The organism is Alteromonas sp. MmMcT2-2 (genome assembly GCF_022348305.1).
Taxonomy (GTDB): Bacteria; Pseudomonadota; Gammaproteobacteria; order Enterobacterales; family Alteromonadaceae; genus Alteromonas; species Alteromonas macleodii.
Genome location: NZ_JAKRFA010000032.1, coordinates 1 through 18,289 on the forward strand (window position 1 = coordinate 1; position 18,289 = coordinate 18,289).

General features: G+C 44.3%; 13 protein-coding genes and 1 pseudogene. 3 read left to right on the plus strand and 11 right to left on the minus strand.

Annotated elements, in window-relative coordinates; genetic code table 11:
* Positions 1 to 99: 99 nt before the first annotated feature.
* From MHM99_RS16005 to asnS, 8 genes and pseudogenes are all read right to left on the minus strand, one after another.
* A pseudogene (locus tag MHM99_RS16005) lies at positions 100 to 399 on the minus strand (GNAT family N-acetyltransferase); the annotation flags it as partial.
* Positions 400 to 492: 93 nt separating this feature from the next.
* Positions 493 to 3,672 carry an efflux RND transporter permease subunit gene (locus MHM99_RS16010; protein WP_156086138.1) on the minus strand — a complete coding sequence of 1,060 codons (3,180 nt, stop codon included), beginning with the start codon at positions 3,670 to 3,672 and terminating at the stop codon, positions 493 to 495.
* 9 nt (positions 3,673 to 3,681) lie between these two features.
* Positions 3,682 to 4,830, minus strand: a complete 1,149-nt coding sequence (locus tag MHM99_RS16015; protein WP_014948891.1) for an efflux RND transporter periplasmic adaptor subunit — start codon at positions 4,828 to 4,830, stop codon at positions 3,682 to 3,684.
* A 139-nt stretch (positions 4,831 to 4,969) separates the two neighbouring features.
* Positions 4,970 to 6,085 carry a GGDEF domain-containing protein gene (locus tag MHM99_RS16020; protein ID WP_069943995.1) on the minus strand — a complete coding sequence of 372 codons (1,116 nt, stop codon included), beginning with the start codon at positions 6,083 to 6,085 and terminating at the stop codon, positions 4,970 to 4,972.
* Positions 6,086 to 6,087: 2 nt separating this feature from the next.
* The gene (locus MHM99_RS16025) at positions 6,088 to 6,699 is read right to left on the minus strand and encodes an ABC-type transport auxiliary lipoprotein family protein (protein ID WP_069943996.1); all 612 of its coding nucleotides are present in this window, start codon (positions 6,697 to 6,699) and stop codon (positions 6,088 to 6,090) included.
* 177 nt (positions 6,700 to 6,876) lie between these two features.
* Positions 6,877 to 8,529 (minus strand): intermembrane transport protein PqiB, encoded by a 1,653-nt coding sequence (pqiB, locus tag MHM99_RS16030; RefSeq protein WP_049585894.1) that lies wholly within the window; start codon positions 8,527 to 8,529, stop codon positions 6,877 to 6,879.
* Positions 8,526 to 9,668, minus strand: coding sequence for a paraquat-inducible protein A (locus tag MHM99_RS16035; RefSeq protein WP_145912130.1), 1,143 nt, complete (start codon positions 9,666 to 9,668; stop codon positions 8,526 to 8,528). Before MHM99_RS16035 ends, pqiB begins: the two co-directional genes overlap by 4 nt.
* A 721-nt stretch (positions 9,669 to 10,389) precedes the next feature.
* Positions 10,390 to 11,787, minus strand: coding sequence for an asparagine--tRNA ligase (gene asnS / locus MHM99_RS16040; RefSeq protein WP_014948897.1), 1,398 nt, complete (start codon positions 11,785 to 11,787; stop codon positions 10,390 to 10,392).
* 325 nt (positions 11,788 to 12,112) lie between these two features.
* Between asnS and MHM99_RS16045 the strand changes: the two genes are divergently transcribed.
* Complete coding sequence (locus tag MHM99_RS16045; RefSeq protein ID WP_014976053.1) at positions 12,113 to 12,601, plus strand: hypothetical protein; 489 nt, start codon at positions 12,113 to 12,115, stop codon at positions 12,599 to 12,601.
* Positions 12,602 to 12,784: 183 nt separating this feature from the next.
* Here the strand turns inward: MHM99_RS16045 and MHM99_RS16050 are convergent, their stop codons facing one another.
* The gene (locus MHM99_RS16050) at positions 12,785 to 13,753 is read right to left on the minus strand and encodes a calcium/sodium antiporter (protein ID WP_014948899.1); all 969 of its coding nucleotides are present in this window, start codon (positions 13,751 to 13,753) and stop codon (positions 12,785 to 12,787) included.
* Between the two features lie 252 nt (positions 13,754 to 14,005).
* On the opposite strand from MHM99_RS16050, the gene MHM99_RS16055 reads away from it, so the two are divergent.
* A complete protein-coding gene (locus tag MHM99_RS16055) occupies positions 14,006 to 15,493 on the plus strand; it encodes a RimK-like ATPgrasp N-terminal domain-containing protein (RefSeq protein ID WP_014976055.1) in 1,488 nt (495 codons plus the stop codon).
* On the plus strand, positions 15,490 to 16,764 hold the full coding sequence (locus MHM99_RS16060; RefSeq protein WP_239220147.1) for a GNAT family N-acetyltransferase/peptidase C39 family protein: 1,275 nt from the start codon (positions 15,490 to 15,492) through the stop codon (positions 16,762 to 16,764). Before MHM99_RS16055 ends, MHM99_RS16060 begins: the two co-directional genes overlap by 4 nt.
* 125 nt (positions 16,765 to 16,889) lie before the next feature.
* Here the strand turns inward: MHM99_RS16060 and MHM99_RS16065 are convergent, their stop codons facing one another.
* Together MHM99_RS16065 and MHM99_RS16070 are read right to left on the minus strand one after the other, a co-directional pair.
* A complete protein-coding gene (locus MHM99_RS16065) occupies positions 16,890 to 17,171 on the minus strand; it encodes a hypothetical protein (RefSeq protein WP_196494329.1) in 282 nt (93 codons plus the stop codon).
* Between the two features lie 468 nt (positions 17,172 to 17,639).
* Positions 17,640 to 18,161 (minus strand): DUF2937 family protein, encoded by a 522-nt coding sequence (locus tag MHM99_RS16070; RefSeq protein ID WP_049585901.1) that lies wholly within the window; start codon positions 18,159 to 18,161, stop codon positions 17,640 to 17,642.
* Positions 18,162 to 18,289 lie beyond the last annotated feature (128 nt).

Here is an 18,289-nt window from a genome sequence, read left to right on the forward strand (position 1 = left end):
AAACTGTACTAAATAAATCCGGAATCAGTGTTCAAATAATTCCAGAATGAGTGTTCAAGTATTTCCGGAATCGCTGTTCAGATCCGGCCGGAATATGCACCCTGCACCCAGGCCACGTGATTTTGGTGAAACATACAAATCTTCAAGGTAGAGACCATTGCGTCCTTGCCACGTTGAGTAATTAAAGAAATACACAGCGAAACCAATAGGTGCGTCATCGCTTTCACACATTACACAATGCGCGGTTGCGCCTTCTCCGAATAATGTTTTTAATAGCGCTTCTTCATCTGCTTCTACTTCATGCTCTGCTTTTTCATAAATAGCAAGTTCCAGAATGAACTGGCGAATTTGTGAAATATCCTCAGGCGTGGCGGGTCTTATTGAAATGGCGTTGCTCATGGTGACTCCCATCATAAATAATCAAAAAAAATGAGCCAATAAAGGCTCATTTTAAAACAGTTAGGTGTTTGTAGCTTTTCTCAGCGATAAAAGCTAGTCCATCGATGCACTTGGCTGAGGTACATGTGTGTGTGAAGTACTATTGCCGTCGTTATCCTTAGTAGGCTTTTTGCGTACAATCTTGCGCTTAATAAACGTAAACGGACCACGTAAATCAAGCAATATTAAGTACAAGCACGGCACCAATATAAGCGTTACAAGCGTAGCGTAAAGTACTGCAAAGCCGAGTGCTGCAGCCATTGGTACAACAAACGCTGCCTGTAGGCTTGTTTCAAACATAATGGGCAGTACGCCCACAAACGTAGTGATTGAGGTTAACGTAATCGCTCGGAAGCGCGCGGTACCAGCTTCGGTCACCGCTTCTTTAATGCTGTAGCCTTGTGCACGGCGCTGGTTCACAAAGTCAGTCATGACTAGTGAGTCATTGATAACAACCCCCGCAGCAGCGATTAGGCCAAAGTTAGACATCATAGATAAGTCTAAGCCCAGCACAAAGTGGCCGAAGACTGCGCCTGTAAAACTAAACGGGATAACCGACATGATAATAAGTGGTTGCCCATAGCTTTTAAGTGGTACAGCAAGAAGGATATACACCATGATCATGGCAGCTAAGAAAAACAATATCTGCTCATTCTGTTGCGCTTGCTGCTCCTCAATGTCACCACCAAGTTCAGTCATAACCGACGGGAACGACTCTTTTAATTGAGGAAGTAGCTTCTCTCTAATTTCAGTGACCACTTCGTTTGGCTCAATCTTTTCTTCATCGATATTGCCCCAAATGTAAACGCTACGGTATCCACCTTCACGGCGAATGTAGCTTATACCTGGTTTCTCCTCTAAGGCCACAACGTCACCCAGCATAACTTCCTGACCATTAGGCGTGGTGATCAAAGAGTACTTCAAGTCGGCGAAGCGTTCGCGGGTAAGTTCTGGGTAGCGCACCATTACTTTCACTTCTTCACCGTTTCGAATAACACGTTGTGCCTCGCCGCCGTAGAAGCCTGCACCTACTTGAGAAGCGATATTAGATAAAGTAAGACCCAAGTCGTACGCAACTGGAAGCAATGTCATTTGTACTTCTTTGCTTGGAGGGTCGATAGTTGAGCTAACGTCAAACAAGCCCTCTTGCTGCTGCAGCATTTCAATAAACTTAAGACCTGCTGCGTTTAGGGTGTCGATATCAGGGCCAAAGAGTAAATAACCAAATTCGCCGTCATCACCATCACCGTTTACGTCATCAACTACGGTAAATGATTTCATGCCGGTAATTTCAGGAATGGCTTCGCGCCAGCGACGAGCAAGCTCAAACGTGTCAATAGGGCGGTCTTCTTCATTAACTAACGGCGTTAAAATACGGCCTTCAGTTCTGTCATCGTTAAACGCCAGGCGGTCTCTTATCATGCCTTGACCAAACTCATCGATGATTTGTTCTTCAACGTCTAAGATTGTTTGCTCAACAATTTTTAACGCGTTAATGGTTGCTAAATCTGAGACGTTTTCATTCATCTCTATTTTAACGCTTGGGAAGTCATGAGGTACTTTCGGATTGGGGACCATTCTTACGTAATTAGCACCAATAAGCCCCATACTTAGCATTAGCATTGCGACGAACATCATGAGTACAGCCCAGCGCCATTCAATCGCTTTCGCTAGAGAACGCTTGTAAGGACCGTTAACAAAAGCAAAGAATCGCTTGTTAAAACGCGACCGCCAGCTATTTTGTTTAACTGGGGAAAATTTAGTGTGGGCTAAGTGGGCCGGCAGAATGAGCTTAGATTCAACTAGACTGAATGCTAAACACAAGATTACGACAACAGCGATATTATAGAAGAACGCGCCTTCAGGCCCGCTGCTTAGCGTAAACGGAGCAAACACGGCGATAGTGGTTAAAACACCGAATGTGGCGGGCGTAGCTACGCGCTTGGCACCGCGGATTACATTGTCAACACCGCCACCTTTGCTTTCAATTTCGGTGTAAGCACTCTCGCCAATAACGATCGCATCATCAACCACAATACCCAGTACCATGATAAATGCGAACAGCGAAAGGATGTTTATGCTTACACCAAACAAAGGCATTAGCATCATGGCACCAAGGAAACATACCGGTAAACCAACCATAACCCACACGGCAAGCCTAAAGCGCAAGAACAGGGTTAACATTAGCGCCACTAGAATTGAGCCTTGAACCAGGTTCGACAACATCATGTCTAAACGAGCGTTAAGGTAATAGGTCATATCAACCAGAATTTCTAGGCTTACTCCTTGAGGAAGGCTTTCGTTTTTCTGATCAATATAGGCTTTTACGGTTTCGGCTACAGGAATGGTGTTTTGGGTTTTAGTGGCTTTAACGGCAATGTAGATAGCGTTCATGCCGTTGTATTTAAAGTAGCGTTCACCTTCAACAAATCCATCGTTGATATAAGCGACATCGCCCAAGGTTACCTTAGCGCCGCCTGTGCCAATTTTAATAGGGATTTGCTTAAACTCATCGCCGCTGTAGTACTGGTTTTCAACACGTACCGATACGATACCTGAGTTAGTTCTAAGCTGACCTGCGGAAATGTTGGCAGAGTAACTATTAATTGCCTGTGTGACATCGGCAATAGTTAAGCCGTACTTCCTAAGCGTATCAGGTTTAATTTCAATGGCAATTTCATCGTCCGGCGTATTGGCTTCAACCAAAGAGATAGAGCCAAGTTGTAGAAGCTCATCTTCCACCTCTTTTGCCAGCACTTTGAGTTCTGATAAAGGCAAGTCACCGACAATAGGCATTTCAATAACTTGCTGCTGGAACTCTACTTGGGAAACATTAACCGGCTCCATGCCAGCGGGGAAGGTGGCAATACTGTCAACGCGAAGCTTCACCTTATCAAGTACATCTGTTAATTCAGCTTTAGTGTCAATTTCCAGTGTAACTGCACCGCCACCGCGAAATGCACGTGAAACCGTACGCTTAATCTCAGTAATGTCTTTTACTGCTTCCTCAACTTTAATGAAAATACTCTCTTCAATCTCTTGAGGTGAAGCACCAGGGTAGTTGGCTTCAACGGTGATGTAGTTTATTTCGATGTTTGGAAACATCTGACGCTGAATAGTGAAATAGCTCGCTATCCCCATGATGATGATAAAAATCATCAGTAGGTTGGCGGCCACGGAGTTTCTGGCGAACCAAGAAATAATGCCGGTTTGTGTATCGTTGTGGTTTTCCATGACAGCTCCTTAGTTCGCTTTTGCTGTCACAATTTCGGTCGTGGTCTCAATGACCTTAACAGGCATACCGTTTTGAGGATATTCGGGCAAACTCATCACGACTTTTTTGGCATTGAAATCGCCTTGAATAAGGAAGTCGCCATTTTCTTCGCGAACAACTTTAACCTTTTGCGATTTTAATCTGTCTTCGTCATCTAACGTCCACAACAATCGATTGGTTACCAACTCTTGAGGTACGCGGTATACGTCGCTAAGGGTTTTTCCTTCAAATGCGATTGTGCTATACGAACCAAACTTTACGATAGGCTTCGACGAATTGATGGCGTAAGGATCTTCAATACGGGCAACGAAATAGCTCATACGCGTGGTGTTATCTACCACACCCGTATCACGGTGAATGGTACCTTTTACAGTAGCGCCCTGCACATCATCTACTTCGATGGCGATTTCACTACCAATGGTGTTGTCTGCTAGAAAAACACGGTCAAAGCCGGCTACAGGGAAGGTTACTTCAGCGTATTCGATGTTGTTAATGACAGCGACTGGCGTGCCTTGAGTTACATAGTCACCAGTGCTGATATCTCTCGATACTATAAGTGCATCGTATGGTGCTTTTACCTTACAGTTGTCTAAGTCACGCTTTGCGATTTTAAGCTGCGCTTCAGCTGATTTTACGCCAGCTTGCGCACTCATCACTTGAGGTTTGCGAAGGTAAAGGTCAGTAACCCGTGCGTTAGGCATCGTTTTCGCTTCTTTGGCAGCGACATCAGCTTGGGCTTGCTCTTGGATAAGCTGTGCTTGCGCGCTAGCGAGGTTAGCTTCAGCCAGCAACAATGCCGCTTCATATGCGTCAGCTTCTATTTCAAATAAGGTTTCGCCACGTCGAACCAGACCGCCGCTCACAAACTTAGGGTTCCAGCGCTCAACTTCTCCCGATACCTGAGCTGCAAGGTTTGTGGTTTCAAGGGGCGTTATTTCGCCATACGAGGTAAGTTGAACGCGCACGTCTTCTGGCGATAAAGCTTCAATAGTCACCGTTGGGCGGGTATCAACTTCTTCTGTAATAGTATTATCAGAGGCAGAGGCTTCGATTCCTTTCATACCTAAGTAGCCTACTAATAAAACACCAATAGGCAGTGCAACTTTCATCCATTTCATGGCTAAATCTACTTTTATAGCGAATACTTTACATAGTGTAGCGCTAAAGTGTTTCAGGAATACAGCGCAAATGTAACTAAACATGAGTCAATTTTGTGTAAAGTCAGTTATCCGTACTGATTTAAACAGGGAAATTGGTTTAGTTTTCCGAAAAAGAGGGGGAGCTCAACGACGAAAATTCACACACGAAATCTCGACCATTATCTTTGGCATAGTAAAGTGCTTGGTCTGCTCGACGAACGGCGCAGGAAATATCTATATCGGGATTCACTTCGCTCACCCCGAAACTACTCGTTACATGGATCTCGCTACCGTTAATATTAAGCGGTGCGTTGTTCAAAATATCTCGAATATTTTCCAAGGCATTTACAGCACCCGCTTCATCAGTATCGGTAAAGATGAACATGAATTCTTCGCCACCCCACCGTGCGAGAATATCTTGTCCTCGCAGACGAGAACTAAACACTTTTGAAATCTGACGAAGGACCTCGTCACCTTGTTCATGGCCTAAGGTGTCATTAATACTTTTAAAGCGGTCAATATCTGCAATGGCGACTGAAAATTTACGTTTGCTTCTCAGCATTCTTGCGTACTCGCGCTCTAGACACTGCTGCGCACCTCGCCGGTTTAATAACTGAGTTAAGTGGTCATGCTTGGCCTGGCGCTCAAACTGCTCACTTAAATAAAGTGCTGTGTCGTAACTCTTTTGTCTACTGTACTCATAAAACGCCGACAGAAATGAAACGGTTAAAAAAGAATACAGTAAACGAGTTTTAAACGCGTAGGTGTAGTTTGCTACAAATGAAGCGTCATTGAAGGCGAACAGCACGATGGCGCTAACTAGCGTATAGGCAATAAGTGCGATGAGGCCTCTGACAAAGCCTGCAAAAAACATAGTGACTGGCGGCACCAAGTAAATCCAAAGGGGACCGGTATTGTCTTTTCCACCGGTAATCAGCAGCAGGAGAGTCAGTACCATTAAACAGATAATGAGAAGTGTTATAGACCATGTACGAGCTTTGGCTGACGCAAACCGAACTTGTAAGCGCTGTGAAATAGCAAATACTACACTGGCAGTATAGAGCGTAGTTGAAAGAGAATATTCACCGTCAATAAAAGCCCTAGAGCCAAGCAAGAACGTGATAGACATACCCACTGCCGCAAAAAGGTTCACCACCATAATGCGTCTGTTGGTTTCATCCTTGTAGTGACGGCTTACGCCACTAAATACGTATTGCTTGAGAGCGCCGAACATGATTAAACAGATTTTGTCACAGTTTTTCTAATATCTTCTGCGAGTTGTTGGATAGTATTTCTCATTGCTTTGATACTTGGAGAAAATCCATCATCTTCAAGGGGCGTTTTGAATAAAAATGGATAGCTTTGCGTTTGGCCTTCCACGTGAGTAATCACATATTGGCCAGATAGAATAACTTCCCCTTCATAGGTGCTGACAAAATCATTGAGGTGCAACGCCATATGAATGGCTTCTTCACTTGCGTAGTGATCGGGGCGAAGCAATGACACTTGCTTTGATGCTAACGCGCTGGTTAGCGCCTTAGTAAGCCCTTCGTCTACAGGTTCGGCCCATAAGTGACTGGTTGAGATATGCAAGTTGGTGTCACTGGTTTGGTACACAAGCCCACGGTGTTTGAGATATTCCGGTAGGGTTATCTTATCTATTACAACAGCCGTTGATGCTTTGTTTACGGTATATGCACTGTCACCCGTGGTGTGAAGTAAGTAGTATGTCAGCGAACGAGGCGCGCTACTACACGCCGATAATACGCAGGTGAAAAGCGCAAATACACCGATAAACAGTGCTTTACCTGTAGGTTGAGATGGGAAAACCTTAAACTGCTGTATCATTCTATTTATTCCTTCCATCCTTGTTTTTGGATGTTTCGCTATGGCAATACTGTCAATTGACATTCACTGTAGCGTATTACTTTCTTAATATCGGCTAATTATCAAGGATAAAGAGCATTCATTTTTTACGCCATTGTTGCTCGAAAATTAACCGCGTATTTGTTTGACTCTACTGCGCTAATTCTTCGCTTTAGGTTGAATGTCCGCTTCATCATCCTTTGAAAATATTAAACTATTCGGAGACTGGTTTAGCTTTAACAATAAAGGCTGAATGTTGCGCATGGTTTCTTGCAGCGCATCAACGGTCTCTTTTATCTCAGACTGGTTAAAACCACCCTCGCTGTAATTTTTAAGCAGGCCATCAAGGCTAACAAGAACCTGATTAAGATTACTATTTAATGCTTTCGCATCAATATCAGCGATAAGTACATCAAAGTCGCTGCTCGCCGTTTCCACAGACTCAGCAGCTAAACGCATGTCTTCAACGGCTAACTGCACATTTTCCACCATTTCCTTAAGCGGAAGCTGATTGATTTTGTCTAAAATTGCGTCGGCCTTTTGCGTCAATTGCGTGAACTCGTTACTAACAGTAGGAATTACTTCGTAGCCGTTAATCACTTCAATGCCGCCGTTACTGTCGGCATCAGGTACATGCTGTAAATCTACATACAAACCACTTGTTAATACATTACCCATGCGTAGCGATGCGCGAAGATCTCTTTCTAGCCAGTTTCGAATGGTTTGCTTTATTGCACTAAGGCCTTCTTTGGTATCAGGCTGCCTTGCTTTACCGGGGTAAATATTAATAAGCACGGGGATGGGATAATCTCGCTCCAAAATGTTGCCATCTAAAGCAGGGAAGGAGTTGATAGCAGTTACGTTGCCAATTTCAATACCACGGTATTCAACCGGTGCGCCAACGGTTAGACCTCGCACACTTTCATCGATAAGTAGCAAGTATTCAGCGGCGACTTTATAACGTGCATCTGAGGCGGATGTGCTATCCCCATAAATTGTGAAAAAGGCGTTATCTAGCACTTGTTCACCTTTTGGCACGCCGTCAGGGATCCCAAAGGTAATACCGTTTGCTAATAAGGTTTCCAAGCTGCCTGTTTCAATGCTTACACCGTTCGATTCAAGCAACAATTTAACACCGCTGACATCCCAGAAACGTGTCGTGTTGGTTATGAGTTTATGGTAAGGCGCTTCAATAAATGCGTCGTAATACACCACACGTTCTTCAATATTAAAGGTAGCGTCTTCAAACTCGCCAACTTTAAACCCTTTATAAATAACGGGATCGCCAGGTTTGTAGGCAAATTCGTCGTCACTTTTTAACATAACATGAAGCCCTGGAGTGCCAGGAGGCGTAACCGGTGGGCGCTCAAGTGCCGTAAAATGGAGTTGCTCTTTGCCTTTATCACGGGCTGACATGGCAATATAGCTGCCAGACAAGAGGGTGTTAAGCCCTGAAACCTCTGAAAAACTTATACGGGGGGCGACAACCCAAAACTTTGCATTTTCATTGAGTAGATGGGCCGCGCTAGCATCAATTCTGGCCGTGACAAGTACGCCGTTTAAGTCAGGCTTTAGCGTTATCTTTTTTACCTGTCCAATATCTAGGTCCCGCACTTTTATTGGTGTTTTGTTTACCTCAATACCTGTTGCCGAATGCAGCTCTATCGTAATGAGAGGGCCCTGATTCTTCCATTGGTAGTACACCATCCAGCCACCAATAACGATAACAAGAATTGGGATAATCCAAATGCGAGAAATGGACGAGGTCGGTTTGACCTTAGCTTCATTAATGTTCGGATCGTTTGTGGTCATGGTAATTGCTTCCACTGCTGCCAAATTAGCCTCGAATCAAACGTCATCGCGGCTATCATCGTTACAAATACAACGGCACAAAAGGCGAGTGCCGCTTGGCCCGGATAAATAGACATGGTGTTCCCCATCTGAATAAGGGATACCAGCACTGCTACAACAAAAACGTCTATCATCGACCAGCGGCCTATCGCCTCAGTGATGCGGTAGTAACGTATACGTAATTGTTTTGAAGTGGTTTTCTCTCGCTGTACGGAAAAATTGAGCCAAGCAAGAATGATAATTTTTGCCACTGGCACTACCACGCTGGCAACTAAAATAATTATCGCCACTGGATACGAGCCCGATTCCCACAACGATATGACACCACCAATAATCGTATTGGGCGTCTCTTGGCCAAAAAATTCAGTATACATAATTGGTAGTACATTAGCAGGAATATATAAGATACAAGCAGTGATCAACAACGCCCACGTACGCTGAATACTCTCTTGCGCTTGCGCTTCACACAATGGTTTAGGTTGTGGTGGTTGGCCTTGAGACATCCACATGGCGTAGCGTGTGGGATCAAATTGAGATATACAAAGAGCCGTGAACGCTGAAAAGCCAACGAATGCATAAAATGATAGGCCTATGGAAACGTCGGCCAATTCGGTAATTTTGATAAGGCTAACCAAGGTACCAACAAGAAAAATTTCTGCCATGCTCCACGGTAAGAGGGCTTTCACAAGTTTGTAAAGCCGCGGCAAGTAAAAGGGGCGTCGGTTTTGTATTTGAGCTAAAGATAACAATAGCAGGCCGCCGAGTACCATTCCGGGCAGCAATAATGTTGCTAAGCTGGTTATTATCGCTAGTGACAAATAATCGTTTTCAATGAGTACGGTAATACCGGTAGGCAAATCAATACTGTGCTTTTGCCCGCTAGCTTTAAATGTCAGAAAGTTAAAAGGTAACGAAAGTAATAAAAATATCAGAGCACTGAAAGTATAAGCGAGCAACTTTTCGCTTGCGCCATCGCGATGAGATATTAGTGTGTGGTTACATACTGAGCACACGGCCCGTTGCCTGTGTGCTAGGGCGGGAATGTGTACCTGAGTATGGCATTGCTCACAAACTATAGATAACGTATTTGATTCAGCCATATGCTTTTGCACGCCACTTTTTGTATGCTCGTTGTATGATAGATAGCAGCCTAGAGGTATAACCCGTTGATTTTTAGAATCAACAGCATAGCTTATTGCAGGCATGTCGGGAAGTATAGCCAGTCGTATTTAGCAGTATAACAACAATAATTGACGATTAAGTGATGGAAATAGCAAACGAAATTCGTAGTGTATATGGAAAAATTAAGAAGCAGGTAAGTCGTTTATTCCTGAAAAGGCGTGTTGGTTTTTTGCGTTTTTGGATAAGTATTACCTTCGCTCAGCGATGTTATTTTTTAGCAACCAGCATGCTTTTGGGGTGGTATGCTTCTTATTATTTTCTATCTGTTTTTCTTACTGCTATTGAAGCCGTTTGGCGTTGCGCGGTTTTGGCATCCAAAACACTATCGGTTTGCCACCTCTACCACATTGGTAAGGCTAGCATGGACACGGGGCGTGGCGCTGCAGTTAGGAGTTTTAGCTAGGCAGTTGGGCTACTCTCTGAATTTAGTAGTGAAAGTGCTAACCCTTTAATAAGCATAGAAAACGTAACGGAAAATGAGCTTGAAAATGGTGAAGCGCAACTTACTAAGGAACAGGAGGAAGATATTTCTGAGTTAGAAAAGGATTTAACCACGCTACTGACTATAACGGTTCAAGAAGTAAAAAAGCCCGCATGTAGCAATCTACATGCGGGCTTTTAAATCTAGCGAACAACTGCTTAGAAGCTAGCGTTGCCCGGTGTACGTGGGAATGGGATCACGTCACGTACGTTTTGCATGCCGGTTACGTATGCTACAAGACGCTCGAAACCAAGACCGAAACCTGAGTGAGGTACGGTGCCGTAGCGGCGAAGGTCGCGATACCACGCGTAGTCTTCTTTCGATAGGCCCATTTCGTCAAGGCGTGCATCGAAAACGTCTAGGCGTTCTTCACGCTGTGAACCACCGATGATTTCACCGATGCCTGGCGCAAGTACATCCATTGCTGCAACAGTCTTACCGTCATCGTTAATGCGCATGTAGAACGCTTTAATATCTTTCGGGTAGTTCTGCATGATAATTGGCGCACCAACGTGTTCTTCTGCAAGATAGCGCTCGTGCTCAGAAGATAAATCGATACCCCATTCAACAGGGAATTCAAATTCTTTGCCGCAGTTTTGCAGAATTTCGATAGCGTCAGTGTAGTCCATGCGAACAAAGTCAGAGCTTACTAACTTTTCTAAACGCTCAATGGCGTCTTTCTTAATACGCTGAGCAAAGAACGCCATGTCGTCAGGCAGCTCTTCAAGCACGGCCTTACATACATACTTCAGCATGTCTTCAGCAAGCTGTGCTACGTCTTTCAATTCAGCAAACGCCACTTCAGGCTCAATCATCCAAAACTCGGCGAGGTGACGAGACGTGTTTGAGTTCTCTGCACGGAACGTAGGGCCGAAGGTGTACACCTTAGACATAGCTGTGCAATATGTTTCAACGTTAAGCTGACCTGATACCGTTAGGTAGGTTTCCTTGCCGAAGAAATCTTCTGAATAGTCAACATTGCCTTTGTCGTCGCGTGGAAGATTCATCATATCAAGAGTTGATACGCGGAACATTTCACCTGCACCTTCTGTGTCGCTAGCCGTTAGAATTGGCGTAGAGATCCAGAAGTAACCTTTCTCATGGAAAAAGCGGTGAATCGCCTGCGACAAACAGTTGCGAACGCGGGTTACCGCGCCGATAACGTTAGTGCGAGGGCGTAGGTGCGCATATTCGCGAAGGTACTCAATGCTGTGACGTTTAGCGGCCATTGGGTAGGTATCAGGGTTTTCTACCCAACCCAAAACTTCAACGTCAGTCGCGTCAATTTCAACGGCTTGGCCTTGGCCCTGAGACTCTTTCACTGTACCGGTAACCGATAATGAGCAGCCTGCTGTTAAGCGCTGGATATCGGCATAATTTGACAGAGAATTTAGCGCAATAACTTGTACAGGATCGAAGCAACTACCGTCGTGTAGTGCAATAAATGATAACCCCGCTTTAGAGTCGCGGCGTGTTCTTACCCAACCCTTTACGGTTACCGATTCGCCAACGGCGTACTTACCTTTAAGTACGTCAACTACGGGCGCATGCGTCATGTTAATTTCTCCGTCTTACTAATTTTATGTTGTTGCTTACTATTGAGTCATTTTCAACAACACAGTGCATTAAACTGTGAATGAAAAAATGCACTAAAATTTGCTTTATAGTCAATGTTTTTGGATTGCCATGCCGATAACTTACTAGAATCTGTATTAGCTTTTCGCTTTTCAAAAAGGCATTTCGCAATTCGCTTGGTGCCAAGTATAAGCAAAATACAGATCGAAACATGACTTGGTGATGTAAAAATAACCAATGAAATACAATCCAATAGCACGCTAGTATACCCAACATAAAGCGGGATGCCAGAGAACAGAGTGACAAATGGGAAATAAAAATGATTCGAACACGCCAGTGTCTCAGCAAGCACAAGAACCGAGTGCTACGCAAAGTGACGCTGACCGTTCTAGCGATGCCGAAAATGAGAGAAGTTCTATGACTTACGAGCAACTTGCAGAGCGACGTTCAACGCCCCGTTCTAAAACGCCTTTTTATAAGGTGATGCTTGGGTTAAACATCGTTGGCTGGGTTGGCATGGTTGTCGTACTCATACTATTTCACTATGCGCGCCCTGACTTTATCAGTGGCGTGCAGCAGTACTGGGGAATAAAAGGCGATACCAGTTGGTCTGAAAGTCATTTATCGGCCATGACCATCATGCTACAGGTATGTTTGATAGTGAGTTTGGTTAGCATAATTATGCGTGCCAGAAGAAACCGTCGTCAAAGCGATAGTTTTGGCATAAACCTATTCATTTTATTTGCTATTGCGGCGATAAGCCTAATCACACTGGCTACCACACTGGGCCTGTGAATAGAGAAAGCGCTCTACATGCGGTGCACGACAAAAACATAACTCAAGGGCAAAATGACAAAGCTTTGTGAGTAGCGCTTTCGACAAGCGGTTTTTATGTCACTTGATGGGGTTGCTGTGAGCTTCCCATCAAGTGAGCGATGCATAATAAGCGTTATTATTTACAAGGCTTGCGGCAATAACTTAAATAAAAGCTGCTTGGATAAGCCAGTACGTATAGGCCGCGTAGGCCAGCACAAATGCTCCGCCTTCCAGACGGTTTAAACGTCCTTGGCGCTTAATGCCAATACAGAAAATGAATAGGGCAATGGTTGATGCGAACATCACCATAACGTCGCGGTATAAAAACTCAGAACCTACAGCCATTGGCTGAATGGTGCCTGCAATGCCCACTACTGCCAAGGTGTTGAACATGTTAGATCCGATCACGTTACCAATGGCTAAATCGTGTTCGCCTTTCTTCACCGCCATTAGCGATGATGCAAGTTCTGGTAACGATGTACCAATTGCGATAACCGTCAACCCGATAATAGTATCGCTAACACCGAAGAAGGTGGCGACTTCTACCGCGCCCCATACCAGCATACGCGAGCTTGCAACTAGCAATAAAAGCCCCGCAATCAACCACATTACATGGGTTTTTACTGTACCTTCGTTGCTATTAATCTCTTCATCGTATTCGTCGGCGAGGGCGTCTTTGTCGCCTTTCATGCCGTGATAAATACTCCAAGAAAGCAGAAGCACAAACAGTCCTAACAAAGAGAATGCGTCGTCTTTCGAGATATTTAAGTCCCACACCTGCCATGCGGCAAAGAAGGTGATGCCAAGTAAAACAGGCAGCTCTTTCTTAATGATTTCTGATTTAACCGCAATAGGACTAATGATTGCGGTAAGGCCAAGGATTAACAAGATATTGGCGATATTAGAGCCATAGGCGTTACCCAGCGCTATGCCAGAGTTGCCTTGAATAGCTGCAAACACTGAAACGATGATTTCAGGGGCCGATGTACCAAACCCAATAATGAGCATACCGATGAGCAAGGGGGAAACACCGAAATGATTGGCAACCGATGCGGCACCACCTACAAACTTCCCTGCGCTCCAAAGCAAAACCGGTAATCCGATTAAAATAGCCAAGCTGGCTAATAACATACGTACTCCTTAAACCATTCGTATCTTGTTTGCTTACTTCAATGTATAGGCAAACTCAATAAACAAAAGTCGTTTCAATCTATTCAAATGCACATTAGTTTTTGTTGTCTTAACGATGAAAAAAAGCCGTGCTGATAATGCTATGCAAATGATGAGTAAAGCGTAAACTCAGCGCTACTTTAATCGTGTTTGTAAATTGAACAAACACAGCAATAATTGTAACTGACAACACACTATTTAGAAGCGAATTACATGCACAATACACTGATTGTTACTGATGATGTTACTCCTTTTTGTAACACAGCTTTAACCGTGCTGACTTTTCAAGATTATCTTGCTGAATTTCCAAAGTTGAACGAGCCCAAAACACGCGTTATCAATATTTGTGATACCACGCGTTACTTAAGCGAAGGGTACTATTGTTCACTTTTGGCTCAGGCACGTAATCACTCTGTATTGCCTTCTGTAAATACCATTAACGATTTACGCATGGCGGAAGAGAAAAGTATCGATCGCATCGTCTTCTCTTTATCGGTATCTCAAGACAATACGGAAATTACTGACGAGCCTATATTAGTACTTTTCGGCGAAGTGAAAGATCAGCGCTTTAAGCGTTTGGCGCGCCAAGCGTTTGAAAAATACCCGTACCCTGTTTTGGTGTTAAGCCCAACAGTTACCGATACGAAAGTGTCGCCTAAAGCCACGGGTAAAGTACAAATTGAAGGCTTTGCAAGCGTACAGGCAAAAGCGTTTAAGGACTTAAACGCCAAGCAACAAGCGCGTTTCATTGAGCAATTAGAAGCACATACCAAAATACAGTGGAAAGCCGGTAAAACGAGCAAACGTACTCGTTGGGATATGGCCATTTTGGTTAACCCTGAAGAGAGCACGCCGCCTAGTGACGAACGCGCCATTAAAAACTTTGTTAAAGCAGCTGAAAAAGTGGGCTTTCGCGCAGATGTGGTGAGTCGCCTGTCGCAAGAAGAATTGGGTCACTATGATGCATTGTTCATTCGTGAAACGACGGCGATTGACCATCATACTTACCGTTTAGCGCGTGCCGCAGAGCGAGAAGGCATTGTGGTTATGGACGATACGCAGTCAATTCTGCGCTGCTGTAACAAAGTGTACTTGCAAGATGCGTTTGCTTATCAGAAAGTGCCAGCGCCGAAAGCGACGTTTGTATCGAGCGCTACTGATGAAGTATGCGAAAAACTCATAGCTGACTTTGGTTTGCCGCTTGTTTTAAAACTGCCAGAAAGCTCGTTTTCCCGCGGCGTGCATAAAGCTGAAAATAAAGAAGCGTTAAAAACGCGCTTAGAACAAATGCTGGCTGAATCGGCGCTTGTTTTGGTTCAGGAATATATATTCACTGAATTCGACTGGCGAATTGGTGTATTAGGTGGCAAACCTATTTACGCTTGCCAATACTTTATGGTGCGCAACCATTGGCAGATATACAACCATCAGGGAGACCGATTCTCTTCGGGTGGATTTGCCACAATGCCAACATTTGAAGTACCTAAACCGGTGTTACAAGCAGCTATAAAGGCCGCTAAAGCGGTGGGTGACGGCTTGTATGGTGTAGACATCAAGCAAACTGGCAATGCAGTTTATGTTATTGAAGTGAACGATAACCCAAGTATCGACTCGGGTGTTGAAGACAAATATTTAGGCAAAGAACTGTACGAATTAATTATGCAGGAATTTGCTGACAGGTTGGAGCAAAGAGGGCGATGATTACATCGGCTGAGCGAGTAATTGAAGTGAATAATGCAAGTCCACAGGAAAGCGCAAATCGTGCATATGGCCTAGCTGAGGGCGCATCTAATACTAAATCGACAAATGGTGCCAGTGTGCCTTCTACACAGTCGAGTGTAGTGCTACGCGTTGCGACATTACACGATCTTGCTTCGCTTCAGCACATTGAGCAAACTTGTTTCACCACCGACAGGCTAAGTAAAAGCCGTTTCAAATTTTACATTGATGCCCAGCACGCAGAGCTTATTGTGGCCGAGCGTGAGCCGTCGACTTCAAGTTCTAACCTCGACAAAAATAAGCCGAGTGTAAATAGCATTGTTGGCTATGGACTGTTGCTGCTGCGTCGTGGAACGCAGCTCACTAGACTGTATTCTATCGCAGTCTTGCCTGAGGCGAGAGGGCTTGGCGTTGCTGAAAAGCTCATAAATAGCTTGGGGGAGCGGGCGCTTTTGCGGGGAAAGCGATTTATGCGCCTAGAAGTGGCAGTAGGTAATGCCGGCGCCATTGCTCTGTATAAAAAATTAGGGTTTAGTCAGTTTGGTATGTATACCGATTACTACGACGATCACACTGACGCATTACGTATGCAAAAAGTGTTGGTGCCGAGTAAATCAGTTAAGCCAGAGGTTTATCCGTGGTACCAACAGACGACTGATTTTACCTGCGGTCCGTCAGCATTAATGATGGCAATGTGTGCATTGAACAATCGCTATGAGATGACCCAAGAAAAAGAACTATCGTTGTGGCGTACTGCTACCACGATATTTATGATGTCAGGTCATGGCGGTTGCCACCCGGTGGGATTAGCGCTCGCCGCGGTAAACGAAGGTTATGCAGCGAAAGTGGTCATCAATCAGGATGTCCCGCTTTTTGTTGATGGCGTTAGAGATACTAACAAGAAAGCGATAGTCGAAAATGTTGAGTCGCAGTTTATGGCAGAGGCACGTAGAAAAGGCATTTCTGTTGAAATCTCTGACTGGCGAGTCGATGTTATCGACCAAACCCTTAAAGCTGGCGGGGCAGTATTGTGCTTAATCAGCACATACGCGTTCGATAAGAAAAAGGTTCCCCATTGGGTTGCGGTGACTAGCTGCGATTCTCATTGCTATTACCTGCATGATCCAGATGCGAGTGAGGGGCAGCCTGTCGAGTATCAACACATTCCGGTTGCCCGCGAAGACTTTCTAAGGCTTGCCAGCTATGGCACGCGTAAAGTAAGAACATTGGTACTCCTTAAAAAGAAAAAGTAACACGAATTTTTGCTTAGGCCTGAGGCACGGAGAATGCTTGAGGCCTCATACCATTAGTCCGCGTAGATAAATACCCACTCAGCGAAACTTAACATAGCCATAACCTTGGCGTGCTTGCCCAAGTATTAGTGATGTACTTGCGTAACATTAACCTTTTTATTTAGCGTTTTAAGTTGTTTTACTAATTGAGAAAGCTCTTTCACCGAACCTGAATAATCAATGTGCTTATTCATTTCCTGGCCTTTCACAGCACTTCTATAAAGCGCCTCAGTTTCAAAACACGCTGTTTGCTCATTTAACGTGTTCCATTCCGCTTTTAGGTCGCTTGGAATACAGTGACGTTTTGCAATAATTTTGTCTTTTATTTGCAACACTTTCCCGATTAATAATTGTGCATCTGTTGGCATAATAATATCTCCTGTATAGCTTTTTGTGCTTAAGTTGCTGTTTATCAAAGGCATTAAGTGTTTACTTTGATAGACGTAGTGTAAATTCAGCAACATCTCAACACACACTCATAATAAGTGTTGCAGCAAAGATGCCAACTCTTACTAGTAGATGACTTAGAACACGCCAAGTGTGCCTAAATGCGGATCGCGACTGTTGAGGCTCACTAGAGCGAGAAAGAGAGCGAGGAAAAGAGATGAAAAGAAAACGAGGAAAAGCTATACGAAAAAAATTGCTAAGCCGGCTGACGGATAGAGAAAGGTCCGAGTGATTTTAGTGCATGCCGTGTATAACGCCTTGAAATCTCGGGCCATGAAATATCAAAGCCATGCAGCTCATTAAGATCTAATGTGTTGGTTTAGTGGGACCGGTAGAAGTGGCTTTCTAAAAAAATAATAAACCACGTATTAACAAGATAAACCCAAGTGCTATTTATAAGCGTAGCGCTTGGGTTTATTCTTAATATTCTTAACCTGACAATAGCAGAAGTGTGGCGTCCAAATTAACAGATTAAGTAAGATAGCGGTAACAAGGCTGAACACAATTGACGAAGGTGTGAGTGGGACAGAGGGGCTGAAATTTTCTAACACGCGCTTCAGCGTACCATATTGAGAAGGCGAGGCCATAAACACAAGCTTTTCGAAGTAATGACCGTGCTCTAGCTTCCTTATGCCTTGCTCTAAAGTGGTGATCTGGGCGAAGCGTGTGGCTTTCATCGAGGCATTCTCTCGCACAACTGGCTCACTGTTTTTCTGTAAGCTTTCAAGCATGGCTTCAACCGAAGAAAAACCATGCTGCTTGGCGAGCGCTGACGAACTAGAAACTTCATCTCTCAGTGCATCATAATAACCATTGAGGTATTGACGATAATGATCCGCCAAGATGGGGACTTGAAGTGTAATGATAAACAAGACTGCAAATACAACTTTATCTAAAACACGTACTATCATTCAAATCTCGCTATAAACACTCTGCATTAATGATCTAATTAGTGACCCGCTTTAAAGTTGAATGTTCACTCTATAACAAAACTAACATCAACCCTCGGGCCAATTGACGTCAATTGGTGGTTCAAAAC